At 68.4% G+C, this 23,493-nt stretch carries 25 protein-coding genes; 8 read left to right on the top strand and 17 right to left on the bottom strand.

Going from position 1 to position 23,493, the window contains the following annotated elements:
- Nucleotides 1-26: 26 nt before the first annotated feature.
- Nucleotides 27-896, bottom strand: coding sequence for an alpha/beta fold hydrolase (locus tag ACZ50J_RS06415; protein WP_464300439.1), 870 nt, complete (start codon nt 894-896; stop codon nt 27-29).
- 67 nt (nt 897-963) lie between these two features.
- Here ACZ50J_RS06415 and ACZ50J_RS06410 point away from each other — a divergent pair, with 67 nt between their 5' ends.
- Nucleotides 964-1,848 (top strand): GNAT family N-acetyltransferase, encoded by an 885-nt coding sequence (locus ACZ50J_RS06410; RefSeq protein ID WP_464300438.1) that lies wholly within the window; start codon nt 964-966, stop codon nt 1,846-1,848.
- Nucleotides 1,849-1,865: 17 nt separating this feature from the next.
- Here ACZ50J_RS06410 and ACZ50J_RS06405 read toward each other — a convergent pair whose 3' ends face one another.
- Complete coding sequence (locus ACZ50J_RS06405) at nt 1,866-2,237, bottom strand: cupin domain-containing protein (RefSeq protein WP_464300437.1); 372 nt, start codon at nt 2,235-2,237, stop codon at nt 1,866-1,868.
- Nucleotides 2,238-2,259: 22 nt separating this feature from the next.
- Here ACZ50J_RS06405 and ACZ50J_RS06400 point away from each other — a divergent pair, with 22 nt between their 5' ends.
- A complete protein-coding gene (locus ACZ50J_RS06400; RefSeq protein ID WP_464300436.1) occupies nt 2,260-2,742 on the top strand; it encodes a MarR family winged helix-turn-helix transcriptional regulator in 483 nt (160 codons plus the stop codon).
- Nucleotides 2,743-2,833: 91 nt separating this feature from the next.
- Here ACZ50J_RS06400 and ACZ50J_RS06395 read toward each other — a convergent pair whose 3' ends face one another.
- From ACZ50J_RS06395 to ACZ50J_RS06370, 6 genes are all read right to left on the bottom strand, one after another.
- Nucleotides 2,834-3,529 carry a VOC family protein gene (locus ACZ50J_RS06395; RefSeq protein WP_464300435.1) on the bottom strand — a complete coding sequence of 232 codons (696 nt, stop codon included), beginning with the start codon at nt 3,527-3,529 and terminating at the stop codon, nt 2,834-2,836.
- Nucleotides 3,530-3,578: 49 nt separating this feature from the next.
- Entirely contained in the window at nt 3,579-4,097 is a 519-nt protein-coding gene (locus ACZ50J_RS06390) for a GNAT family N-acetyltransferase (protein ID WP_464300434.1), read from the bottom strand.
- 12 nt (nt 4,098-4,109) lie between these two features.
- The gene (locus tag ACZ50J_RS06385) at nt 4,110-5,717 is read right to left on the bottom strand and encodes a molybdopterin-dependent oxidoreductase (RefSeq protein WP_464300433.1); all 1,608 of its coding nucleotides are present in this window, start codon (nt 5,715-5,717) and stop codon (nt 4,110-4,112) included.
- Nucleotides 5,718-5,749: 32 nt separating this feature from the next.
- Nucleotides 5,750-6,370, bottom strand: a complete 621-nt coding sequence (rdgB, locus tag ACZ50J_RS06380; protein WP_464300432.1) for an RdgB/HAM1 family non-canonical purine NTP pyrophosphatase — start codon at nt 6,368-6,370, stop codon at nt 5,750-5,752.
- Nucleotide 6,371: 1 nt separating this feature from the next.
- Complete coding sequence (gene rph / locus ACZ50J_RS06375; protein WP_464300431.1) at nt 6,372-7,127, bottom strand: ribonuclease PH; 756 nt, start codon at nt 7,125-7,127, stop codon at nt 6,372-6,374.
- 64 nt (nt 7,128-7,191) lie between these two features.
- A complete protein-coding gene (locus tag ACZ50J_RS06370) occupies nt 7,192-7,698 on the bottom strand; it encodes a MarR family winged helix-turn-helix transcriptional regulator (RefSeq protein ID WP_464300430.1) in 507 nt (168 codons plus the stop codon).
- A gap of 68 nt (nt 7,699-7,766) precedes the next feature.
- On the opposite strand from ACZ50J_RS06370, the gene ACZ50J_RS06365 reads away from it, so the two are divergent.
- Genes ACZ50J_RS06365 through ACZ50J_RS06350 form a run of 4 tightly spaced genes read left to right on the top strand, consistent with a single transcriptional unit; the run spans nt 7,767 to nt 11,777 of the window.
- A complete protein-coding gene (locus tag ACZ50J_RS06365) occupies nt 7,767-9,029 on the top strand; it encodes an MFS transporter (protein ID WP_464300429.1) in 1,263 nt (420 codons plus the stop codon).
- Nucleotides 9,030-9,038: 9 nt separating this feature from the next.
- Entirely contained in the window at nt 9,039-10,214 is a 1,176-nt protein-coding gene (locus ACZ50J_RS06360) for an SPFH domain-containing protein (protein ID WP_464300428.1), read from the top strand.
- Between the two features lie 10 nt (nt 10,215-10,224).
- Nucleotides 10,225-11,424 (top strand): TFIIB-type zinc ribbon-containing protein, encoded by a 1,200-nt coding sequence (locus ACZ50J_RS06355; RefSeq protein ID WP_464300427.1) that lies wholly within the window; start codon nt 10,225-10,227, stop codon nt 11,422-11,424.
- Nucleotides 11,421-11,777 (top strand): GatB/YqeY domain-containing protein, encoded by a 357-nt coding sequence (locus ACZ50J_RS06350; protein WP_464300426.1) that lies wholly within the window; start codon nt 11,421-11,423, stop codon nt 11,775-11,777. The genes ACZ50J_RS06355 and ACZ50J_RS06350 overlap by 4 nt, the downstream gene beginning before the upstream one ends.
- On the opposite strand, the gene ACZ50J_RS06345 is transcribed toward ACZ50J_RS06350, so the two are convergent.
- The 4 genes from ACZ50J_RS06345 to ACZ50J_RS06330 all read right to left on the bottom strand — a co-directional run bounded on the left by ACZ50J_RS06345 (nt 11,763) and on the right by ACZ50J_RS06330 (nt 15,309).
- Nucleotides 11,763-12,545 (bottom strand): MBL fold metallo-hydrolase, encoded by a 783-nt coding sequence (locus ACZ50J_RS06345; RefSeq protein WP_464300425.1) that lies wholly within the window; start codon nt 12,543-12,545, stop codon nt 11,763-11,765. The two genes, ACZ50J_RS06350 and ACZ50J_RS06345, sit on opposite strands and share 15 nt — an antisense overlap.
- Entirely contained in the window at nt 12,542-13,447 is a 906-nt protein-coding gene (murI, locus tag ACZ50J_RS06340) for a glutamate racemase (protein WP_464301322.1), read from the bottom strand. The genes ACZ50J_RS06345 and murI overlap by 4 nt, the downstream gene beginning before the upstream one ends.
- A gap of 91 nt (nt 13,448-13,538) precedes the next feature.
- A complete protein-coding gene (locus ACZ50J_RS06335) occupies nt 13,539-14,321 on the bottom strand; it encodes a fumarylacetoacetate hydrolase family protein (RefSeq protein WP_464300424.1) in 783 nt (260 codons plus the stop codon).
- A gap of 112 nt (nt 14,322-14,433) precedes the next feature.
- Nucleotides 14,434-15,309, bottom strand: coding sequence for an SGNH/GDSL hydrolase family protein (locus ACZ50J_RS06330; protein ID WP_464300423.1), 876 nt, complete (start codon nt 15,307-15,309; stop codon nt 14,434-14,436).
- Between the two features lie 96 nt (nt 15,310-15,405).
- On the opposite strand from ACZ50J_RS06330, the gene ACZ50J_RS06325 reads away from it, so the two are divergent.
- On the top strand, nt 15,406-16,281 hold the full coding sequence (locus tag ACZ50J_RS06325) for a 3-methyladenine DNA glycosylase (protein ID WP_464300422.1): 876 nt from the start codon (nt 15,406-15,408) through the stop codon (nt 16,279-16,281).
- Here ACZ50J_RS06325 and cimA read toward each other — a convergent pair.
- Together cimA and ACZ50J_RS06315 are read right to left on the bottom strand one after the other, a co-directional pair.
- The gene (gene cimA / locus ACZ50J_RS06320; RefSeq protein WP_464300421.1) at nt 16,253-17,854 is read right to left on the bottom strand and encodes a citramalate synthase; all 1,602 of its coding nucleotides are present in this window, start codon (nt 17,852-17,854) and stop codon (nt 16,253-16,255) included. The genes ACZ50J_RS06325 and cimA overlap by 29 nt on opposite strands.
- A gap of 328 nt (nt 17,855-18,182) precedes the next feature.
- Entirely contained in the window at nt 18,183-19,604 is a 1,422-nt protein-coding gene (locus ACZ50J_RS06315) for an RNA polymerase sigma factor (RefSeq protein WP_464300420.1), read from the bottom strand.
- 175 nt (nt 19,605-19,779) lie between these two features.
- On the opposite strand from ACZ50J_RS06315, the gene ACZ50J_RS06310 reads away from it, so the two are divergent.
- The gene (locus tag ACZ50J_RS06310; protein ID WP_464300419.1) at nt 19,780-20,037 is read left to right on the top strand and encodes a hypothetical protein; all 258 of its coding nucleotides are present in this window, start codon (nt 19,780-19,782) and stop codon (nt 20,035-20,037) included.
- A 13-nt stretch (nt 20,038-20,050) separates the two neighbouring features.
- Here the strand turns inward: ACZ50J_RS06310 and ACZ50J_RS06305 are convergent, their stop codons facing one another.
- The 3 genes from ACZ50J_RS06305 to ACZ50J_RS06295 all read right to left on the bottom strand — a co-directional run bounded on the left by ACZ50J_RS06305 (nt 20,051) and on the right by ACZ50J_RS06295 (nt 23,185).
- Complete coding sequence (locus tag ACZ50J_RS06305) at nt 20,051-20,893, bottom strand: HAD family hydrolase (protein WP_464300418.1); 843 nt, start codon at nt 20,891-20,893, stop codon at nt 20,051-20,053.
- A 23-nt stretch (nt 20,894-20,916) separates the two neighbouring features.
- Nucleotides 20,917-22,017 carry a branched-chain amino acid aminotransferase gene (locus ACZ50J_RS06300; protein ID WP_464300417.1) on the bottom strand — a complete coding sequence of 367 codons (1,101 nt, stop codon included), beginning with the start codon at nt 22,015-22,017 and terminating at the stop codon, nt 20,917-20,919.
- Nucleotides 22,018-22,129: 112 nt separating this feature from the next.
- Nucleotides 22,130-23,185: a 3-isopropylmalate dehydrogenase gene (locus ACZ50J_RS06295; protein WP_464300416.1), complete on the bottom strand. Its 1,056-nt coding sequence runs from the start codon at nt 23,183-23,185 to the stop codon at nt 22,130-22,132.
- Between the last annotated feature and the right edge of the window lie 308 nt (nt 23,186-23,493).

The following is a 23,493-nucleotide window of genomic DNA, read 5'->3' as shown; positions in this document are numbered from 1 at the left end:
TTGGCGCGTCCTTCGGCCGCCGCGTGTCAGTAGGTCGCGCGGAGCTCGTCGAGCATCTGCGGCATCGCACCGACACCGACCGACAGGTGACCTTCGCCGTCCAGCAGGTGTGCCGTCGCGCCGGGAACGTTCGCCGCGAGCCACTGACCGTGAGCGAACGGCACCATCAGGTCGGCGCTGCCCTGCCACACGAACGTCGGAACACGGATCGCACCGAGGTTGAAGCCCCACGGCACGGTGAACGCCAGATCGTCGTCCGTCCAGCCGTCGACGCCGTGCTTCAGCGCTTCACGAAAATTCGCCGCCATCTCCTCACCGGACTCGTCGGTGATCTGCTTGCGGTCGATGTCCGGGAGCAGGGTGCCGAGCTCACCGAGGATCGCCTCGGGTGTGGCGTTCTTGAGTTCATCGCGCAAACCGTCGAGCAGAGGACGTAGCACGGACTCACCGTCCAGTGCGGCACCGAACTCCTCGATGTTGCCCTCGCCCATCCCGGCGAGGAAGTCGATCCCTTCCGCGTCGTACGGCGCAACGCCCGCGATGCTCAGCACTCCGGTGATCCGGTCCGGCAGCAGCGCGCCGGTCGCCAGCGCGTGCGGACCACCGCCCGACCAGCCGGCCGTCATCGCCTTCTCGGCGCCCAGGTGGTCCAGGATCGCGGCCACGTCAGCGCCGATGTCGGACACGGTTCGGCCCGCTTTTCGGCCCGAATCGCCATACCCTGCACGGGAATACGTGACCAGGCGAATGCCACGCTCGGCGGCTTGCTCGACCATGACCCGCCGCGGGAGCAGTGACCCCGGGGTGCCGTGATGGAAGATCAGGACGGCGCCGTCCTCGGGGCCGTTCACCTGTATGTCGAGTGCCCGTCCGTCAGGCAGCGAGAGCGAAGTCATGCCGCCAGCGTGCCATGGAACGGAAACCGGTCGAGCCGGAATCGGCGGACCCGTACAGTCCGGTGTCGTGACCTCCCCTGATGCCCTGCGTGACAAGCCCACCCTGACCGGCGAGCGAGTTCTGCTCCGCCCCTTCGGTGCGGCAGACCTCCCGCGGATGGCGTCCGCGATCCATGACCCGGAGGTGACTCGGTGGACCGAATACGACCTCGACACGGACACGTTGGAGACGGCTGCGGCACCGGCGGCGGTCGACGACCGGCTGCGTGAGTGGTACCTGAGCCGACACGCGCAGACCGAACGCCTGGACCTGGCCGTCATCGACCGAACCTCCGGCGAATGCGTCGGTGAAGTCGTGCTCAACGAGTTCGATCCGGGGACCGGTTGCTGCAACTTCCGGACGATCATCGGCCCCGGCGGGCGTGACCGCGGGCTGGGGTCCGAAGCGACCCGCCTGATCGTGGAACATGCGTTCTCGGTGGGCATCGAGCAGGTCGAACTCGAGGTGTTCATCGGCAATACGCGAGCACGGCGCGCCTACGAGAAGGCCGGCTTCCGGGTCACCGGCCGACGCCGATCGGCGCGACAGGTCGATGGCGACCCGGAGGATGCCTTCCTGATGACGGCCCGGAGTGACGATGTGCGCGACGCGACACCGGTCCTCGAGTCGGTGGTGCTGCCGGTGCGACCCGGGCGGGAGGACGAATTCGAGCGCGCGTTCGCCGGCGCCATACCGATCATCAGTCGGCAGAAGGGTTTTCGCGACCTACGCCTGACGCGATGCATCGAGCGACCCAGCGAGTACCTGCTGCAGGTGCAGTGGGAACAGCTCACCGACCACACCGTCGGTTTCCGCGAGTCGGCCGACTACCAACTCTGGCGGGCGGCTTTGCACCACTTCTACGACCCGGTCCCGACCGTCGACCACTTCACCGACGTCCTGCGCGGCTGACCGCGCACGCCGACAGATCAGGCGACCCACGGCGGTATGCCGGCAGTCTGGCCATCCCCACGGATGACCTCACCCTCCCGTACCGTCGCCACAGCAGTGAATCCCGCTGCGCCAGCGATGAACTGACGCATCTCACCAGCGGGCAGGACCGCCGTATCGCCCATGGCGAGCGTCTGGTCCGCGCCGCCGACTCGCACGATGCCGGATCCCGAGGTGATCGACCAGAGGATCTCACCCGCAAAGGCGTGCTCGGGCCCTTCCCGATCGGGCGGCATCTCGACCAGCCAGATGCTGGACTGCGCATCGCCCAGAGTCGGCGACGCCAAGGTCGTCATCGTGGCGTTCGGCGTCGTGGTTGTCCGCCGACTCGCGGCGCGCACGATCTGCATGACTTCTCCTAAGATAGACAACATGGTTGACGATATAGACAACCCGGTTGACTATCAAGTGCCCGGCTGGCACCTCGCGCTCCTACTACTTGCCGGGTTCCGGGACCTGGTCGACGAGACACATCGCCATCTCGCCGAACAGGGGCATCCGGGCGCACGTCCGGCGCACGGCTTCGCGCTCCAGGCGATCGGTGACGGTGCAACAAACACCGAGGTGGCCGGCAGGCTGGGCGTCACCAAACAGGCGGCCGCGAAGACGATCGCCTCTCTCGAGCGCGAGGGCTACGTCGAGCGGACGGACGACTCCGCCGACGCACGGCGCCGGATCCTGCGCCCGACGAAGCGCGGACACGAGTTCCTGGCGTTGTCCACGACCGCCTTCGACCGCGCAGTCGGAGCGTGGCGAGACCGGGTCGGCACGGAGGCGATCGATCACCTCGGTGGCACGCTGCACGAACTCGACCTGCCTCTCGGGCGTTTCGATCTCGCCGCGTGGTCCGGATAGTCCGACCACCGAGCCCACAACCGCTCACCGAAAGGTCAACGGATGCCGCAAGAGGGCCATCTCACGACATCCGTTGACCCTTCGGTGGCGATCAGCGGCGCCGGATCGAGAACTCGTGCCCGTCCGGGTCCGCAAGCTCGATCTCGTCGTCACCCGTGCCGAGCACCGTCGCGCCCAGCCCCGCCAACCGCTCGGCCTCGGCCGAGGGATCGGCCACCGACAGCACGAAGCGCTGACGCATCCGTGCGGTCTTCGGTTCGACCGGCGGACCGCCCCAGGAGACCTTGGTGCCTCCGTCCGGCGCCTGGACGGCAGTCTCGCCGTCCTCGACCCACACCAGCTCCCAGCCGAGCGCGTCCCGCCAGAAGACGCCGACCTCCCGGCTGCCGTCGCAACTGACCTCACCGAGAAAACCGCAGCCGGCCAGGAAGTTGTTCCCGGGCGGTATGACGCAGAACGCGGCGCCGCCCGGATCGGCCAGCACCACGTGATCCTCGTCGGGACGCTGACCGACATCCGTATGACTCCCACCGAGCTCGAGGGCGCGTTCGACCACCGTGTCCTGGCTCCCGGCACCGTCACTGGTCACGTGCAGATGCAGGTAGTCCTGGCCGGCCTCGTCGGAAGCGGGCCGATCGAACCGCAGCCCCACCTGGGTCTCGTCGCCCGGGAGCAGGATGCCGGTGCCGTCCAACCTCGGTCTGCGGTCGAGCAATCGACCCCAGAACCTCGCGACCGTCTGCGGATCGCTGACGTCGAAGGTCACCGCGGTGAATTCCACTGCCATACCGGCACGCTAGCGACCGGCTGTCCTCTGCCGCCAACGGTTTTCGGCGTCAGACGGTCAGCGACGCCCACACGTCCGGCGGTGCATCGGCCATCCCGGGGACCGCCCGGCGCTCCACGGTGTATGACGCATCGAGACTTCCCGCCACCGCCGGCCACAGCCCGACGGCCACCGCATTGCGGTCCTGGTAGGCGATGTCCCATCGCCCCGGATGTTCCTGCAGAACGGCACGGGCGAAGTCGAAACCGAGCCGGTGCCCACGGGCGCCCGCGACGACGAAGAAGCTGTTGAGCACACGTACCGGTTGGTCGAGACCACGCACGATCGCGAAGCCGCCCGGCCGGTCACCCAGCATCAACAGCCAAGCCTGCCAACCGGATTCGCTGAGCGCGGCCTCCAGACGTTCGCTGCGGAACGAGCCGTCGGGGTTCGGCAAGGTCGGCGTCACGGCGGACATGTCGTGCCGGAAGAGGAGCCACAACCGCTCCAGCAGCGGCCGGTCGGCGCACGTCGCGGGACGGATCAGGATCGGGGTAGGAAGGTCGGCGCGGTCGGTGAGTTCAGGCACCGCCGCATCGTCTCACCGGACCGTCACCGATATCGAGTGATATCCGGTCGATCCGTTCGGCGCGGGCGGCGCCGACGCGGCGACCTGCACCTGACCCTTCTTGTCCACGGCTCGGACGGTGAGGCTGTGGTGGCCGGGCTTCGCGTCCCACTCGAAAACCCATTGGCGCCATACGTCGTCGTTGGCCCCGGCACCGAGTTGAGCGTCGTGCCACGCGCCGTTGTCCACCCGGACCTGCACCTTGGCGATCCCCACGTGCTGCCGCCAGGCGACACCGGCGACCGCGACCATCCCCGCGTCGACCTTGGCGCCACTGCGCGGCACGTCGATGCGCGACGCGGTCTTGACCGGGCCCATCGGCGACCAGCCACGCGGCGTCCAGTAGCCGGCGTCCTTCTCGTAGGTCGTCAGTTTCAGCTCGGTCAGCCATTTGGTTGCCGACACGTAGCCGTAGAGGCCGGGCACCACCAGGCGCACCGGGAAGCCGTGTTCGGCCGGCAGCGCCTCACCGTTCATCGCGACGGCGATGAGGGCGTTCCGGTCGTCGGTCATCGCGCTCAGTGGCGTGCCGGCCGTGAAGCCGTCGACACTGCGGGACAGCACCATGTCGGCCCCGGACTGCACACCCGCCTGCGCGAGCAGCTCGCGAACGGGCCAGCCGGTCCAGATCGCGTTGCCGTTGAGGTGCCCGCCGACCTCGTTCGAGACGCACATCAGCGTGATCATCGCCTCTTGCATCTTCTTGGAAAGCAAGGTGTCCCAGTCAATTTCGATCTCGTGGTCGACCATCCCGGTCACCCGCAGCCGCCACGACGCGGGGTCGACCTGCGGAACGACGAGTGCGGTGTCGATCCGGTAGAAGTCACCGTTCGACGAGATGTATGGCGTCACCCCCGGCACACCGACCGATGCGCCGTCCGGCACCGTGACGGGCCGGGCCACGTGTGGCAGGACGAACGCGTTCCGCGCCGCCTGCACCGCACGGGCACTCTCGCTCCACGCGCGTCCCAGCACGCCGAGCAGTGCCGCGCCGACGGCGGCTCCCCCGCCGATGAGGATCGACCGACGGGTGGTCGCGAAGCCTGCACCATCGGTCTCGGCGAGGACCACGTGGTCCCGCCAGAGGTGCAGGGTGACCAGCCCCGCGACCGCGCCGATCACCAGCGGGCCGAGATCCACCGCGCCGGCGTGCGGACGAGAGGTGACCGCCGCGGCCGCGACCGCGATGAGCAACACGAAGAGAACCAGCGCGGCAGTGAAGAACCGTCGCATCAGCCAGCCGATCAGCAGGCTGAGCAGCACCAGCACGACCGCGATGCCACCGAGCAACACGTGCTTGTCGTTCGTGCCGAAGTTGTCGACCGCGAACGTCTTCAGCCAGGGCGGCGTCCTGTCGATGAAGGCGCCACCGACGGCGAGGACAGGGGACGGTGTGCCGTCGCTCCAGCCCTCCCGGAGGAACACTCCCGCCAGGAATTCCGCGCAGCCGATCGTGACCACGCCGGCAGCCAACCCGCCGGCGGCCGCGAGCCATCCGGTGGCCGGCCGCCGGCTCTCGGCCGGCTCCGAGGGCGCGTCCTGCGGCGTGTCGACGGGAGGGTCGACGTGATCGTTGAGCACGTCCTCATCGTCCCACCGCAGACTGAACGCCCTTACTGTCCTAACAACTCCGTAATGTCCTGCCGCAGTGCACGCAGCGCGTTGCCGCGGTGCGAGATGGCGTTCTTCTCCTCGGCACCGAGCTCGGCGAGTGATCGCCCGTCGGGCAGCTCGAAGATCGGGTCGTAGCCGAACCCGTTGTCGCCCCGCTGATCCCGACTGATCACGCCGTGCAACTGCCCGACCCGCGAGCGCTGCGTGCCGTCGGGCAGTGCGAGCACCACGCAGCAGACGAAATGCGCGGTGAGTCGTTCGGCCGGAACGTCGCCGGTCTGCGCCAACAACAGGTCGATGTTCGCCTGGTCGGCTCCGTGGGTGCCGGCCCAGCGGGCCGAGAACACACCCGGGCAGCCACCGAGGATGTCGACTGCGAGACCCGAATCATCAGCGATTGCAGGCAAGCCCGTGGCCTGAGCGACCTCGTGCGCTTTGAGCGAGGAGTTCTCCAGGAAGGTCACTCCGGTCTCGACGACGTCCTCCAGCCCGGGGAACGACCCGACGGAGACGACCTCGATGCCGGTGAGTTCCGGCACCTCGGCGACGAGCTGCCGGAACTCGCGCAGCTTCCCCTCGTTGCGGGTGGCAAGAACCAGCTGGCGGTCTCCACCGGCCATGTCAGGCGCGCTCCCGCGCAGGGGCGTCGAGGGCAGCCTGCTGCAGCGCGGTGAGGTCGGTGATCCCCTTCTCCGCGAGGGCGAGCAACGAGTCCAGTTCGGCGCGGTCGAACGGCTTGCCCTCGGCGGTGCCCTGAATCTCGACGAAACCACCGGCTCCGGTCATCACGACGTTCATGTCGGTCTCGGCCGTGGAGTCCTCCGGATAGTCCAGGTCGAGCACCGGGGTGCCGTCCACGATGCCGACGCTGATCGCCGCGATCGAGCCGGTCAGCGGCTGTGCCTTGGCCGCGATGAGGCCGCGAGCGCGCGCATCGGCGATGGCGTCGACGAGGGCGACATACGCGCCGGTGATGGACGCCGTCCGGGTGCCGCCGTCGGCCTGCAGCACGTCACAGTCGAGCACGATGGTGTTCTCGCCGAGCGCCTTGGTGTCGATGACCGCGCGCAGCGAACGGCCGATCAGCCGGGAGATCTCGTGCGTGCGGCCGCCGACCTTGCCCTTGCGGGACTCCCGGCTGGAGCGCGTGTTGGTCGAGCGCGGCAGCATCTCGTACTCCGCCGTCACCCAGCCGGTGCGCTGCCCGGCCAGCCAGCGCGGGACGCCCGGGGTGAACGACGCGGCCACCAGGACCCGGGTCTTGCCGAACTCCACCAGCACACTGCCCTCGGCGTGGTCCAGCCAGTTGCGGGTGATGCGCACCTCGCGCAGTTGGTCGGTGGCACGGCCGTCGTGTCGGGTCACGTCATCAGTCATGCCTGCAAGGGTAGGAGGCGCTCGATGCGGACAACGCGCGGACCGCCCGGTATGGCGTGGCGTGTTATTCGAGCTCGCGAACAACCTTGCGCAGCAACGCGTTCAGTTGCACGAGCTCTTTGTCCGTCAGGGCGCCCAGGACTTCCTGTTCCCGGCGCATGCCCTCGTGGACGTACTTGTCCCAGGAGTCTCGCCCGGCACGGGTCGGGCGGACCAGCACTCGCCGCCGATTGGTGTTGTCCGTCTCGCGGGTGATCAGGGCGGCGCCCTCCAGCCGGTCCAGCCGGCCGGTCATCGACGCCTTCGTCACACCAACCGCCTCGGCGAGTTGAGTGGGTGTCGCCTCGGTCGGATGCGGCTGCACCATCAGTGCGTGGAGCGTGTTGAAGTCTTCTCGGGTGAAGTCCTCCTCACCGAGGAAGGCAGCCGCATCCCGCCGGTTGCGGACTCGCAGGATGAACTGCAGGCGGCTGATGGCACCTTCCACCTCGCCGTCGAACGCCGGGTTGCCGTCCCATAACGCCGCCCATCGGGCGACGTGCAGGTCCACCGAATCCTGGTCCTTGGTCATTCCACCAGATTAGTACGCCAGCAAATTGTTTGTTGACTAACTGTTCGTTGCCAAATTATTGTCGATCCGTGACATCGCGACGCAGGGGCCATCAGCTGCCCATCGACTTCCGGCTGGTCGCGACGGGGCAGGGCCTGTCGTGGTTCGGCAGCGCCTTCCAGCCGATCGCGCTGTCCGTCGGCATCCTGTTGCACGGTGGCTCAGTCGCCGAGCTCGGTGCCCTGATGGCCGTTCTCATGGTCAGCCGCACCGTATTCTCGCTCGCCGGCGGCGTGTGGAGCGACCGCCTGGCCCCGCGCACCGTGATGATCTGGTCCGACATGGTGCGCGCGGCCCTCGCCGTCGGCATCGGCCTGGCCTTCGCGACCGGCCATGCGTCATTCGCCACACTCGTGCCGTTCATCGCAGTGTCCGGTGCGGCTGCCGCGTTCTTCCAACCGGCCATGCAGTCACTGAAGCCGACCCTCGTGCCGACCGCCGATAGGCAAAGGGCGAACGCCGTGTTGAGCGTGCTGCAGGGCGCGAGCGCGATCGCCGGACCGGCATTGGCCGGTGTGATCGTCGGATTCGCAGGTGCACCAACGGGTTTCTACATCAATGCGGCGACGTTCCTCGTGTCATGCGCAACTGTATGGCGCGTCCGTTCGACCGTCATACGAGCTGACAGCGGCAATGGCTTCGGCGCCGATCTGCGGGCCGGCTGGCGAGCGATGCGCGAGCGGGACTGGTTGTTCGTCGGCGTGATGGCCGCGGGCGTCTACCACGTCGCGAACGGCGTACTGCTGGTTCTCGTGCAGGTCATCGCGCTTCGCGATCTCGGCGGACCGCACGCCTTCGGTTTCATCGCAGCTGCCGAGGGGGCGGGCGGTCTGATCGGCAGCGCGATCGCCTTCCGGGCCAGCCCGAAGCACCCGTTGCGGATCGGCTGGCTCACCTGTGCATTGATGCCGCTCTGGGCGGCCGGGTACGTCTGGCCGGGGCGGCTGGATACCGTCATCGTCACCGGCCTCATCGGGTATGCCGGGCTGATGTTCTTCAGCGTGATGTGGGAGACCGCAGTCCAGGACGGCGTGCCGCACCACCTACTGGCGCGCGTCAGCTCGTGGGACTCCCTCGTATCGTTCGTCGGCATGCCGCTGGGGAATGCCCTGGCCGGGCCGCTCGCCGCCGGCTTCGGGATCAAACCGGTGTTGCTCGGCTGCGCCGCCGTCCTCGCCTGTTGTGCCCTGGCACCGCTGGCCTGGCGCAGTAGCCGGGATCTGCAGCGCACGGAGGCTCCGGCGGCGACGGATCCCGGCGCCCTCGCTGCGCTCGATGCCCGCCATACCTAAGCTGGGCGAATGGGACTCATGGACAAGCTCAGGGGCGAACTCGTCGACATCATCGAGTGGATCGACGACTCCCACTCGGCGCTGGCGTGGCGCTTCCCGCGCTACAACAACGAGATCAAGAACGGCGCGAAGCTGATCGTCCGCGAGGGCCAGGAAGCGGTCTTCGTGCACACCGGCAAACTGGCCGACCGCTTCGGCCCGGGCATGTACGAACTCACCACCGAGAACCTGCCGATCATGGCGACGCTGCAGGGCTGGCAGCACGGCTTCAACAGCCCGTTCCGCAGCGAGGTCTACTTCATCAACACTCGGCCGGTGACCGACTTCCGTTGGGGCACAGCCAATCCCGTGACCGTCCGCGACCCCGACTTCAAGATGGTGCAGTTGCGCGCCAACGGCCTCTGCGTCGTCCGCGTCGTCGACCCGGCGATCTTCCTGCGCGAGGTCATCGGCACCGACAGCAGCGTGCAGATCGACGAGATCGGTGAGCTGTTGCGCCGCGTCATCACCCTCGCGTTCTCCGACCTGGTCATGGAGACCAAGCTCGGCGTCATCGACCTGCAGGGCAAGCAGGTGGAACTCTCGGACAAGCTGCGGCAGTTCGTCGCCGAGCGGGTGGACGACGAGTACGGCCTGGGCATCGACTCGATCACGATGAACATCTCGCTGCCCGACGAGATCACCAGCGCCATGACGCGCGGTGTCGCCAAGGGTGTCGAGGCGTCCGGCTGGGCGAACAACGTCGGCGACATGCAGCGCTACCAGCAGGCGATGGCCGCCGAGGCGATGGTCACCGCGGCGGGCAACCCCGTCGGCGGCACGATGGGCGACATGATGGCCGCCGGCATGGGTGCCGCGATGGGTGCGCAGATGGCCGGTCAGGCCGCCGGCTCGCTGGGCGGCCAACCCGCCGGCGGCCCACCACCGATGCCCGGCGGCAGGACCTTCTATGTCGCGGTCGACGGTCAGCAGCAGGGTCCGTTCACCCTCGACCAACTGCGCACCTCCGGCCGGCTCACGCCCGATTCGCTGGTCTGGGCCGCCGGTATGCCGCAGTGGTCACCGGCCTCGGTGGTCCCGGAGCTGTCCGCGCTGTTCGCGCCGACGCCGCCTCCGCTGCCGAACGCCGCACCGCCGGCCACTCCGTCGGCCCCGCCCGCTCCGCCGGTCCCGCCGGCCGAGTGACGTCATACCCATGACCGACGAACAACAACCGCCACCTCTTCCGACCCCACCGCCGTTGCCGCAGCCGGCACGGCTGCCGGACCCGGGCGCCCTGCCGGACCCGGCCCAACTCCAGGTCAGCGAGCAGACCCGCACCTACCCCTGCCCGCAGTGTGGGGCGAACCTCGTCTACGACCCGGGCCACGATCAGCTGGCGTGCCCGGCGTGCGGGCACCACCAGCCGCTGACGGCACCACAGGGCACCGTCGCCAAACGCGACCTGCAGCAGTCGATGCACCGGCTCGCCCAGCGCATCGCGGCGAGCGAGCACGGTGGCGCGCAGTCCCTCACGCGTGAGGTCGTCTGCCAGAACTGTGGTGGCAGAACGTCTTTCGAAGGCACACTCACCGCCACCAAGTGTCCGTACTGCGCGACACCGATCCAGCGCAACGACCTGCAACAGGCGCCGGAACGTCTGCCGATCGACGGTGTGCTGCCCTTCCGGGTCGACCAGGACGCGGCACACGCCAGGATCATCGAGTGGATCAACAGCCGCTGGTTCGCACCGCGGGAGTTCAAGACCTACCGCGAGCTCGGCTCGTTCACCAGCATCTACCTGAGCTACTTCACGTATGACGCACAGACGGTCACCGATTACACCGGGCAACGCGGCGATCACTACACCGTGGTGGTCGGCGACGGCGACAATCGGCATACCGAGACCCGCACCCGGTGGTGGCCGACGTCCGGTCGGGTGGGCAACACGTTCCAGGACGTCCTCGAGCCGGCCAACACCGGCCTGGATCACCAGAAGGTCGTCGAACTCGAGCCGTGGCCGATCCCGGCCGCGCAGCCCTACTCGCCGCAGTACGTCGCGGGCCACCTGAGCCGCACGTATGACGAGGACGCCGCACAGCGTTTCGAGCGTGGCGCCCGTGGGCAGATGGACCAGCAGATCCGGTCCACCATCCACCGTGACATCGGCGGCGACGAACAGCGCATCGACCAGGTCCGCACCTCCTACAACACCCTCACCTTCGCCCAGTTGCTGCTGCCGGTCTGGCTGATGACGGTGACCTTCGAGGGCAGACCCTTCCAGGTCTTCATCAACGGCGTGACCGGCGAGGTGCAGGGCCGTCGGCCGTGGAGCAAGGTCAAGATCGCCTTCGCCGTCCTGCTGACGATAATCGTTGTCGCGATCGTGGTGGCGGTCGTTAAGTTGACCCGATGAATCACACAGCGACGATCCGTGATCGCATGCGCCGTGACCTGACACCGGCGATGCGCGATCGGGACATGCCGAAGGTGCGCGCGCTGCGGTCCGCGTTGGGCGCGATCGACAACGCCGAGGCGGTCCCGACTACCGCGCGTGCCGGCGCCATCGAGGCGGCAGCTGTCGGGGTCGGTGCCACCGAGACCGCCCGGCGCGAGCTGACCGACGCCGACGTGCGCGACGTGTTGCAGCAGGAGGTCGACGAGCGCGAGTCCGCGGCGATCGAATGCGCCGAGACCGCGCCGGAGTGGGCGCAGAAGCTCCGCGCGGAGGCCGCGGTCATCGCGGCATACGCCTCAGACGTCGTATGACGCGAACGGCTCGGCGAGCTCGACGTCCCCGGGCCACACCTCGGCGGCCTGTTTGCGGCACACGTCTCGGTCGTTCCACGCCGGGATGTGGGTGAGCATCAGCCGCTGCACTCCCCCGGCCGCCACCGCGGCATCGGCCGCGCGTCGGCCGGACAGGTGGATGCCCTCGGCGTCGTCCCGCTCGTCGCAGAACGCCGAGTCGGCGAGCGCCAGATCGGCACCGGTGAGCAACGGGGTGAGCGCCGGTGTGCTGTCGGTGTCGCCGGTGTAGGCGAGGACCTTGCCCGCCGCCTCGACCCGCAGCCCGAACGCCTCCACCGGGTGGTTGACGCGGTAGGCCGTGATCGTGAACGGCCCGACGGTGAACGATGCCTCGTCGGCGAGCTCGCGGAAGTCGAACTCCGGCTCCAACTGCGACGGGTCGTTCGCCTCGTCGTCGGTGACACCGGCCGCACGGGCGATGCGCCGTGCTGTGCCGGGCGGTCCCCAGACCGGCACGGTAACCGACTGCGGCTTGACCGGGTGGTAGCGCAGGACGACGTGCAGGCCGGACAGGTCGGCGCAGTGGTCCGGGTGCAGGTGCGACAGCACGATGGCGTCGACGTCGAGTGGGTCGATGAACCGCTGGAGACTGCCGAGTGCGCCGTTGCCCAGGTCGAGCACGAGGTTCCAGGTGCGACCTTCGTGCTCGGCCTGCACCAGGTATGACGAGGCGGGCGACTCGGGTCCCGCGAATGAGCCGGAACAGCCCACGATGGTCAGCTTCACGAGACTTCCCTCTCCTGCACGCCGAGGCTTGGTCGTGCGTCACGTCCATGCCGGATGTTCCCGGAGAAAACGTGATCGAATTCCGGCCCCAGACCCAGGAATCGCTTTGCGAGCCTTCGGAATTCGTCCGGGTCACCAGTCGTGGTGAACGAGTGTCCGGGCATCGTGTCACCGTCGGCACGCAGCAACTCCGCGTCGGCCAGCACGCGGTAGAGGTCCTTGGCGGTCTCCTCCGCGGACGACACCAGGGTGACACCGTCGCCCATCACGTAGGAGATGACACCGGTGAGCAACGGGTAGTGCGTGCAGCCGAGCACGAGTGTGTCGACGTCGTCCTGCTTCAACGGTTCGAGGTAGGTGCGGGCACACTCCAGCAGCTCCGGGCCACCGGTCGCGCCGGCCTCGACGAACTCCACGAACCGGGGGCACGGGACGCTCATCACGTGCAGGTCGGGCGCGGCCGCGAACGCATCCGGATAGGCGCGGGACTGGTGCGTGCCCTTGGTCGAGATGACACCGACGCGACCGTTGGTCGTAGCGCGTACGGCGCGTCGCACAGCCGGTCGGATGACCTCGACGAGCGGGACGTCATACCGCTCACGCGCGTCGTGCAGCACGGCGGCGGAGGCGGTGTTGCACGCGATGACCAGCGCCTTGACGCCGTGATCCACGAGCCGGTCCAGGCACTCCAGGGCGAGCGCCCGCACCTCGCCTATCGGGCGCGGACCGTAGGGGGCGCGTGCCGTGTCACCGAGGTAGGCGATGGACTCGTGCGGCAATTGGTCCAGCACCGCGCGGGCGACGGTCAGACCGCCATACCCGCTGTCGAAGATTCCGATCGGTGCATCGCGGCCGGAGGACGCCCCTTCGAGGACAGGTCTGGCCGACGATGAGGAACGAATCGGCGTATCGGACACGCTTTCCAGCCTAAAGTGTCCCGGACCTTGCTACGACCTGTATGCGCGTCGAACTGGTCACATCTGCGCGGGTGATTCAGTCGTCGTTGCCGTGCCTGACGAACGGGTTCTCGAGCACGCCGATGTCACCGATCTCGACGGCGACCCGCTGGCCGGGCTGCACCGGTCCGACGCCCTCGGGAGTGCCGGTGAGGATGACGTCGCCGGGCAGCAGCGTGAACGCCTTCGACGCGTGGGACACCAGCGTCGCGACGTCGAAGATCATGTCGACAGTCGATCCGTCCTGCACCGTCTCGCCGTCGAGCCGGGTGACCACGTGCTGTTCGGTCGGGTCCAGGTCGGTCTCGATCCAGGGCCCGAGCGGGCAGAACGTGTCGAAGCCCTTGGCACGGGACCACTGGCCGTCCGACTTCTGCAGATCACGCGCCGTGACGTCGTTGGCGCAGGTGTAGCCGAAGATCACCGACCGCGCCTCGTCCGGCTCGATGTCCTTGCACATGCGGCCGATGACGACCGCGAGTTCGCCCTCGTAGTCGACGCGTTCGGACTGCGGGGGCATCACGACCGGGTCGCCCGGGCCGGCGACGGCGGTGTTGGGAATCAGGAACATCAGCGGCTGCTGCGGCACGTCATTGCCCATCTCGGCGGCGTGCTCGGCGTAGTTGCGGCCGATGCCGATCACCTTGGACCGCGGGATCACCGGCGACAACAGCCGCACCTCGTCGACCGTCGTCGTGACGCCGGTCAGCTGGATCTTGGTGTAGAGCGGGTCACCGGAGATCTCTGCGATCTTCTCGCCGGCTCCGTCGACCAGTCCGAATGTGGGGTCCTCACCAGTGGTGTATCTCGCGATGCGCACCCCGCCACCCTATAAGTCACCCCACGAAGTTTCTCCTCCGCTGCGCTCCCCCGAATACTTCGCGGGGACCCCGACTCCGACGGCACAGTCGATCGTGTCGTTCGGGTATCGCTCAGGGCTTGAGATATGGCGCCAGGGTCCACCACATCAGGGTGTAGCCGGCGTCGTTGGGGTGGATGTTCTGCTTGCTGCACATCCACGTCCAGGTGCAGATGCGCGCGACGTTCGTGGGCAGCGAGCCGTACGACGTCGTGACCATCGGGGTGTCCGCATTGCTCAGGAACGCCTTGGCGATGTCCACGACCGGTGCATTGATCGTCTTCGCGGCGTCGGCGATCTCACCGTTGAAGGCCGTTGCGAGCGTCTCCGACGCCTTGGCGATCGCCTGGCCCTTCGCACCGAGCAGGTATTCGGCGAGGAACGGGTTGTAGTAGTTGAGCACGATGATCTTGGCGTTCGGCGCCGCCGCGTGCAGCTGCTGCAGGATCGTCGGCAGGTTGGTCTTGACGTCGGCGAGTCCCTTGGTGAGGCAGGCGAAGTCGATGGCGCCGCCGGGCACGCAGCCGTCGATGTCGTTGGCCCCGAGGTCGAACGTGACCACGCCCTGCGTCTTGGCGTGCGCCTTCAGGAAGCTGACCGCGCGGGCCAGCTGGCTCTTCGCCGGGTCACCGCCGTCGCACTTCGTGCCGTTGGTGAACGTCTTGGTGTCCTCCCCCGAGCAGCCGAGGTTGGTGAGCGTGACATTCGGGTTCTGCAGCTTCAGCATCTGCAGGGCACCACCGACGTAACCGCCGGTCTTGTTGTCGCCCTTGTCCGGCTGGTAGCCGGCGGCGAGTGAGTCGCCGAGCGCGAGGTACCACTGAGGGCCGGTGCTCGCGGCCGCCTGCACCGCGGACTTCGGTGCCGTCGCGTGCGCGGCGGTCATCGGGAGCGACACCGTGGCGGCGGCGATCGCAGCGGCTGCGACAACGGAGAGCTGACGGCGCATGAGTGCGCTCCTTCTGACGTCCTGAAGCTGAGCGAACTCACTCTAACGACGGAAGTGACGCAGCCCACACGACTTCGCGAAAGTAGACTCTGGCCGATGTCCACCCGTTTGCCGTATGCCGTCTGGGCGCCGCTCGCCGCAGCGCACGAGCGCCGGGTCGACACCCTGACCGCGTCCCATCGGCAGCGCCGCAAGGGTGGCGCGAAGCATCCGGTCGAGGACTTCCTCTTCACCTATTACTCACACCGCCCGGCACTGCTGCGCCGCTGGCATCCCGGCATCGGCGTACTCCTCGAGGACGCCGCCGAGCACGTCGGCCGGCCGTTCTACCGGTCGGTCGATGGCGCGGCGGAGGTGGATGTCGAGTCGTTCCTCGAAAAGCGAGGAACGACAGCCCGTTTCATCCGCTCGTTGCTCGCGGCGACGTCGGACCGGCCCCCGACGCTCGGCTGTTTCGGCCTGCACGAGTGGGCCATGGTCTACCGCAGCGGCGACGTCCGGCACGAGGACTGGCCGCTGCGACTGGGCAACGCCGGCACCGACGAGGTGGTGGAGCGCCATACGGTGCGGTGTTCGCACTACGACGCGTTCCGGTTCTTCACCGACGAGGCCCGACCACGCAACACGATGCAGCCCACCCGCGAGCAGCAGGTCGCGATGGAACAGCCGGGCTGCCTGCACGCCGGGATGGACCTCTACAAGTGGGCCTACAAGCTGTCACCGGCGGTCCCGAGCGACCTGGTGCTCGACTGCTTCGAGCTTGCCCGCGACGTGCGGGTGCTCGACATGGAGGCTTCGCCATACGACCTGTCCGAGCTGGGCTATCAGCCCGTGCGCATCGAAACATCGGAGGGCAAAGCCGAATACGTCCGCCGACAAAAGGAATTCGCGGTTCGCGGGCAGGAGCTTCGTGCGCGGCTGATTGCCGTGTGCGACCAGATCCTCACGTCCTCGGCTGCACGCCCCGCTTGAGCAGCCCGTAGGTGAACGAGTCAACGAGCGCGACCCAGCTGGCGTGCACGATGTTCGGGGCGACACCGATCGTCTGCCAACTGCCGTTCTCGTCGCTGGTCTCGATGAGCACGCGCGTCGTGGCATCCGTCCCGTGCGAGGCGTCCAGGATGCGCACCCGGAAGTCGATCAGCTCGAACGCCGCGAGCTCCGGGTAGGCGTCCGCGAGCGCCTCGCGCAGCGCATGGTCCAGGGCGTTGACCGGACCGTTTCCCTCGCCGGTGGCGACCACGCGCCGGCCGGCCGCTGACAGCTTGACCGTCGCCTCCGACAGCGACGGGTCACGGTCGGAAGCGGAGTCCACGATGACCCGCCAGGTCTCGGTGTCGAAGTACTGCAAGGTCTCCCCCGTGACCTCCTCTCGCAACAGCAACTCGAACGTCGCGTCGGCCGCATCGAATGTCCACCCCTCCTGCTCCAGGTCCTTGACCCGCTTCACGGTGCGCGCGGCGAGGTCCGGGTCGTGGGTGAGGTCGTAGCCGAGTTCCTTGGCCTTCAACTCGATGCTGGCGCGGCCGGCCATGTCGGACACGAGGGTGCGCATCGAGTTGCCGACCAGGGCGGGGTCGGTGTGCTGATAGAGGTCCGGGTCCACCTTCAGCGCCGATGCGTGCAGGCCGGCCTTGTGCGCGAACGCACTCGCCCCGACATACGGCTGGCGACCGTAGGGAACGACATTGGTGACCTCGCTGATCGCGTGGCTCAGGTGCAGCGCGCGGCTCAGGCGCTCCGGTGCCACGACCGGTCGACCCAACTTGAGCTGCAGGTTGCTCACGACGGTCACCAGGTCGGCGTTGCCGGTCCGCTCGCCATACCCGTTGATCGTGCCCTGCACGTGCATCGCCCCGGCCTCCACCGCAGCCAGCGAGTTGGCGACCGCACAGCCGGTGTCGTTGTGGCAGTGGATACCGAGCCGTGCCTGTGTGCGGGTGAGGACCTCGCCGACGACGTCGGTCACCTGCGGGGGCAACATGCCGCCGTTGGTGTCGCACAACGCGATCACCTCGGCGCCCGCCGCGGCAGCCGTGTGCACGACCTCCAGGGCGTATGCCGGGTCCGAGCGATAACCGTCGAAGAAATGCTCAGCGTCCAGGAAGACCGAACGCCCTTCTCGCGTCAGGAAACTCACCGTGTCCTCGATCATCGCGAGATTCTCTTCGAGCGTGGTGTGCAGGGCTTCGGTGACGTGCCGCGAGTGCGACTTCGCGACCAGCGTCACCACTTCGGTCTGCGCATCGAGCAGTGCGCGGACCTGCGGGTCGTCCGCGGCGACCGCGTTCGCCCTGCGCGTGGAGCCGAACGCCGCGAGTGTGGCGTGCTGCAGGTGCAGCTCGGTGCGAGCGCGCTCGAAGAACTCGGTGTCCTTGGGGTTCGCGCCGGGCCAGCCGCCCTCGATGAATCCCACGCCGAGTTCGTCCAGGTAGCCCGCGATCGCCAGTTTGTCCGTCACGGACAGGTTCAGACCCTCTTGCTGCGCGCCGTCCCGCAGGGTCGTGTCGTAAACGTGGAAATCGCTGACGTGGAACTCGCTCATGGCGTGAGCCTTTCGAGGCTGGTCGGTCGGGTCCTCGCGAAGTATCGGAGGAGCGCAGCGGGGAGAAGTTCGTTGGGGTGACTGTGCAGTGCCCTTCGGAGTGGCCGCGTCGGGCCGGTCCTTCGCTCGCGTCGGGTGTGGGTGGCCCGGACACGAAAAAACCTCCCGGGGTAACGGGAGGTTGCGCGTCGGACCGGGTCCGACGCGCTAGCTGATAATGACCGATGCGGTGGTGACCGCGGCCAGCAAAAGTGCCACGAACACAGGGTGCCATCTCTGGTCCACGGTGTGACACCCGCGTCTCGTCATACGAGAAGGATGGTGGGACTCAGCCGCCCCACGGCCAGCACAGCAGCGGCAGGCAGATCGGCGGCTTCGTCGAGGTCGGCGAGGGCAGCGGCGGTGTGCGGGTCGGCGGCCCGGGCGGCGACGGTCGTCGTGTCGGTTTCCGCGTCGCGGAAGACGTCGAGGAGGGCGTCGGTGACGGAGGCACGGTGCGGGAGGTGGTCGAGCTGGGCGGCACTGTCGAGGTTGCGGTTCCGCGTCGGCCGGCCGACGTGCTCGCCGAGGCCGACGTTCCCGCCCGCGCTGTCGACCGGGTGCCGGCCGCGGTCGTGTTCGGTCCCGACGACACGGCCGAGAGGGTGACCGCCCACGACGAACTGCTCTCCGACGCGTCCGTGGTCGACCGTGTCCGCGTCGTCGCACCGGTCGCCGTGCTGGACGAACCGGGCGCCGAGTCCATCGACTGCGTGCCGGCAACTCCGGGAGCCGCAGCCTGTCGGGAACTGGCGGGCGCGAGCGCCTCGTGGGTGCCGGCGGAGCCCGAGTGGGTCAGCGCGAACGCCGCCGCGGAGACGGCGACGAGCACACCGGCGGCGGTGCCGGCGAGCGTGAGTGTCCTGGTCTTCGCGGATGCGCCACCCCATTTCAGCGCGGCCACCCCACCAACGGCGTGTGTTGCGTGCGCGGCTCCGGCCCAGGCGATGCCCGGTCCGAGGGTCAACAGGGCAGGCAACAGCGTGGCGCCGAGGTCGGCGTCGACGATCCGCAGGTCGGCCAGTCGTCGAGCGCACCTCGGGCAGTCCGAGACGTGCTCGCGGGTGGCTGCGGTCGCGACGGTGTCCGAGCCGGGCAGCAACTCCACCAGCCGCGGGGCGTACGGCGCACATTCGGCCGCGATGCCGTGCGTGGACTCGTGAGCGCGCAGATAGGCGATCCGGAAGCCCTGGCGGGCCCGCTTCGCCAGTGCCGCGACGGCGTTCGGCGACCTGCCCAGGTCCTCGGCGATGACGGTGTTCTTCTCATGGTCCACGGCCGTGCGCCACAGAACCATCTGCCAGCGAGGCGGCAGGGTGGCGAACGCCTGCCGGACCAGGCCGAGCTCGGCGTGATGGGCGACCGGGTCCCGGCCGAGCAGGTCCGGATCCTCGAACTCGGCGAGCTCGTCTGTGAGGACGTCCTGCGCCGACGCGCGCCGGGCCCGGTTGGCCGCCTGGTTCCGGACCGCCGTGAGCAGGTAGCCCCGCACGGACACCGACGGACCGCCCTCGTTGCTGATCGCGTGCAACATCCCCGAGAACGCCTCGGAGGCGAACTCCTCGGCGTCCTGGGGCTGTCGACTGATCCGGCGTGCTGCGGTGAGGGTCGCCGGGTAGTGCCGTGACCAGAGCTCGGCCATCGCGTCCTGATGGCCATCACGAACGAGGGCCAGCAGATCGGCGTCGTCGGCCTCGGCCCAAGCAGTCATCGGCGGCTCTTCTTCCGGGCGCCAGGATTCATTCGGGGTTCTCTCCACGGGTCGGCAGCGCCAGATTCTTGCACAGCCGATGTCGCCGGTGGGCTGTCGGAACGGCTCGCGTCATACTTCCGCGCCTCGGGTGTCTTCTTCGCTGACAGATCTACAGCGCAGAAGGAGATTGCTGATGGACCAGCTCAGCTCGGACAAGATCGCAGCACGGCTTCCCGGCCAACTGCAGCGAGAGCTCAGCCGCGCCCTCCTCTCGACCCCGGGTCGCCCGGACGATCTCGACCGGTACATCGGGTGGCTGCAGAACGCAATCAGCCGACTCAACTCCGGTGGCGGCGCCGACAACGCCCGGGTCCTGTACGACGAGTGGGTCGAGACCCGGCCCCGCTGTGCCCGTCGCGCCACGAGCGCGCCGTCGCTCGTGCACCTCTGACGGCAACCGGCGGCTACGGCCGCCGCCCGAGAGTCTCCAGCACCCGGGCGACGCCGTCGTCGGCGTTCCCGGCGCAGGTCTGATCGGCGATGGCGAGCACGTCCGGGTGGGCGTTCGCCATCGCGTATGACGTGCCGGCCCAGCGCAGCATCGGCAGGTCGTTCGGCATGTCCCCGAACGCCCAGACGTCGGCGGCGTCGATGCCGAGGTGGTCGCACCAGTGCTGCAGGCCACTGGCCTTGGTGACGCCTGCCGCGGAGATCTCGGCCGGACCGCCGTGGTGCGACTGGGCGACGACGGCCCGCTCCCCCAGCGTCTCGGCGACCGCCTGCACGAAGCGGTCGTCGTCCAGCAATTCTCGGCGTGCCAGCAGCTTGCCGACGACAGCGTCCGCCGCGAGCTCCTCGATCGGGGCGTGGACGGCGCCGTCCGGGATCCACTCGTCGGCGTCGCCGGGCAGCCATTCGCCGGCGGCACCGGGATAGTTCGGCTCGATGTGCACTCCGGTCGCGAGCTCCGCCATGAAACCGATGCCCGGGAAGCGCTCGCGCAGGATCGCGGCGATCTCGTGCACCCGGTCGTGGTCGATGCCGTGTGCCTGACGAACGGTCTTGCGGTGCACGTCATACACGAAGGCGCCGTTGGCGCAGATCGCGACGCCGTGATCGCCCACGACCGCCTCGAGGGTATGCAGCCAACGCGGCGGCCGGGCGGTGACGACGACCGACTCGATGCCGAGATCGGCGAGTCGGTGCCAGGCCGCCGCGGTGCGCGGCGACACCGTCGCATCCGGACGCAACAGCGTGCCGTCCAGGTCACTCGCGACGAGTCGTGGACGAATCTCAGTCTCCGGCAACGGGATCGGAGGCCTTCGTCGGATCAGGCAAGCTGCGTGAGCCAGCCGTGGGTGTCCTCGATCCGGCCGTACTGGATGTCCAGCAGGGTCGAGCGGATCTTCCCGGCGATCTCGTCGACGTGACCGTCGCGGCGGTGGTCGCAGGATCCGCCCTCCCACCGCAGTTCGCCGACCGGCGTCACCACGGCGGCGGTACCGCAGGCGAAGACCTCCGCGAGCTCACCGCTGTTCGCGGCGTCCTTCCACTCCTGGATCGGGACGCGGCGCTCCTCGGGCGACAACCCGAGGTCCTTGGCGAGTTCGAGGATGGAGTTGCGGGTGACTCCCTCGAGGATCGACCCGGTCAGCTCGGGCGTCACGATGCGTCCGTCCTTGTAGACCAGGAAGAGGTTCATGCCGCCGAGTTCCTCGATGTAGGTGTGTGTCGAGGAGTCCAGGAAGACGGCCTGGTCGCAGCCCGCAGCGATGCCCTCCAGCTGCCCGGCGAGCGAGGAGGCGTAGTTGCCTCCGCACTTGGCGGCGCCGGTGCCACCGTCGCCGGCACGCGCGTAGTCGGTCGAGATCCACAGGTTGACCGGCTGCACGCCGCCACCACCGAAGTAGGCGCCGGCCGGTGACGCGATCACCGCGTAGGTGACCTTCTTCGCGGGGCGCACGCCGAGGAACGCCTCCGACGCGAACATGAACGGGCGCAGGTAGAGCGAGGACTCGCCGCCCTCCTCGGGCTCGGGCACCCAGGCCCGGTCGATCGAGACGATCTCCTTCAGTGACTGGACGAAGTCCTCCTCCGGAAGCACCGGAAGCGCCAAACGCGTTGCGCTGCGGGCGAATCGGGCGGCGTTGGCCTCCGGGCGGAAGGTCCACACGGAACCGTCTGCATGGTGGTAGGCCTTCATCCCCTCGAAGATCTCCTGCGCGTAGTGCAGGACGGCAGCCGCCGGGTCGAGCTGGAAGGGCCCGTACGGCGTGACGCGCGCGTCGTGCCAGCCGTCCTCGGTGGACCACTCGATCTGCACCATGTGGTCGGTGAAGTGGTTGCCGAAGCCCGGGTCTGCCAGGACCTTCGCACGGTCGGTCTCGCTCACACGGTCGGTCCGCTCGGTGACCGCGAACTCCAGGGCCATGACTTCCTCCGGTGGTGGATCTCTTCTTAGTTGGACTTCCAAGGAACAGCGTAGGCCCACGACCCCGACCGCCTCGCGGCGGTCGGTGACGTGGGCCACACGGTCCGAGAGGTCAGCCCAGGCGGGCTGCGATCGCGTCTCCGATGTCGGCCGTGGACCGCTGGGTGCTGCCGCGCTCGGCCAGATCGGCGGCGACCGCGTCCTGGATCCGGGTGGCGGCGGCGTCGTGACCCAGGTGGGCGAGCAGCAGGCCGACGGACAGGATCGCGGCCGTCGGGTCGGCGATCCCCTTGCCGGCGATGTCGGGTGCCGAGCCGTGCACCGGCTCGAACATGCTCGGTGCGGTGCGATCGGGATTGATGTTTCCCGACGCGGCCAGGCCGATGCCGCCGGTGACGGCTGCGGCCAGGTCGGTGATGATGTCGCCGAACAGGTTGTCCGTCACGATGACGTCGAACCGACCGGGGTCGGTCGCGAGATAGATCGTCGCGGCATCGACGTGCGCGTAATCGATGTGTACGTCGGGGAATTCGACGCCGACCTCCTCGACCGTGCGGCGCCACAGGTGTCCGGCATGGGTCAGCACGTTGTGCTTGTGAACGAGGGTCAGCTTCTTGCGTTCCCGAGCCTGTGCGCGGGCGAAGGCATCACGGACAGCGCGTTCCGCGCCGAAGCGGGTGTTGACGCTCACCTCGGTGGCCAGCTCCTGCGGGGTCCCGACGCGCAGCGCACCACCATTGCCGGTGTAGGGCCCTTCGGTGCCCTCGCGCACCACGACGAAGTCGATGCCGTCCGGCGCGACACGGTCGACGTCCAGCGGGGACGCCGTGCCGGAGAAGAGCTTGGACGGGCGCAGGTTGATGTAGTGGTCCAGCTCGAACCGCAAGCGCAGCAACAGGTTTCGCTCCAGCACCCCACTGGGCACGGACGGGTCACCGATGGCGCCGAGCAGGATCGCGTCGTGCCCGCGCAGTTCCTCCAGAACGCCGTCCGGGAGAGTTTCGCCCGTTGCGTGCCACCGCTGGGCGCCGAGGTCGTATTCGGTGCGCTCGACCTTCACCGCGGACACCGCGTCGAGAACCTTGAGCCCTTCCGCGACGACTTCCGGACCGATGCCGTCGCCGCCGATCACGGCCAGATTGATGTTCTGCGTGGGAGCTGTCGTCATACCTTCAGGGTAGGCGGACGTCTCGTCATTCGATATCAGGATCTTGTATGTCGGACAGGTGCCGGATGGCAACGAACCAGGGCCCCGGCTGCGTTCACAGCCGGGGCCCTGGTGGGAGAATGCATCGAGCGCTGAACACGATGCGCTACGCGGGTCTCATTGGCGGACAACGATTCCCACGCGTTCGAGAGCCGCTCTCGCACCCGGCGAGATCACGGCAGAGACGTCCGCGAGAAGACTCAGTCGCGCAGGTCCATCGACTCCTGCAGAGCGCGACGGGCGTCCAGTTGTTCTTCGGTCATGATGCG

Source organism: Flexivirga sp. G2, assembly GCF_055397625.1.
This window is presented reverse-complemented; position numbering and strand designations above follow the sequence as displayed.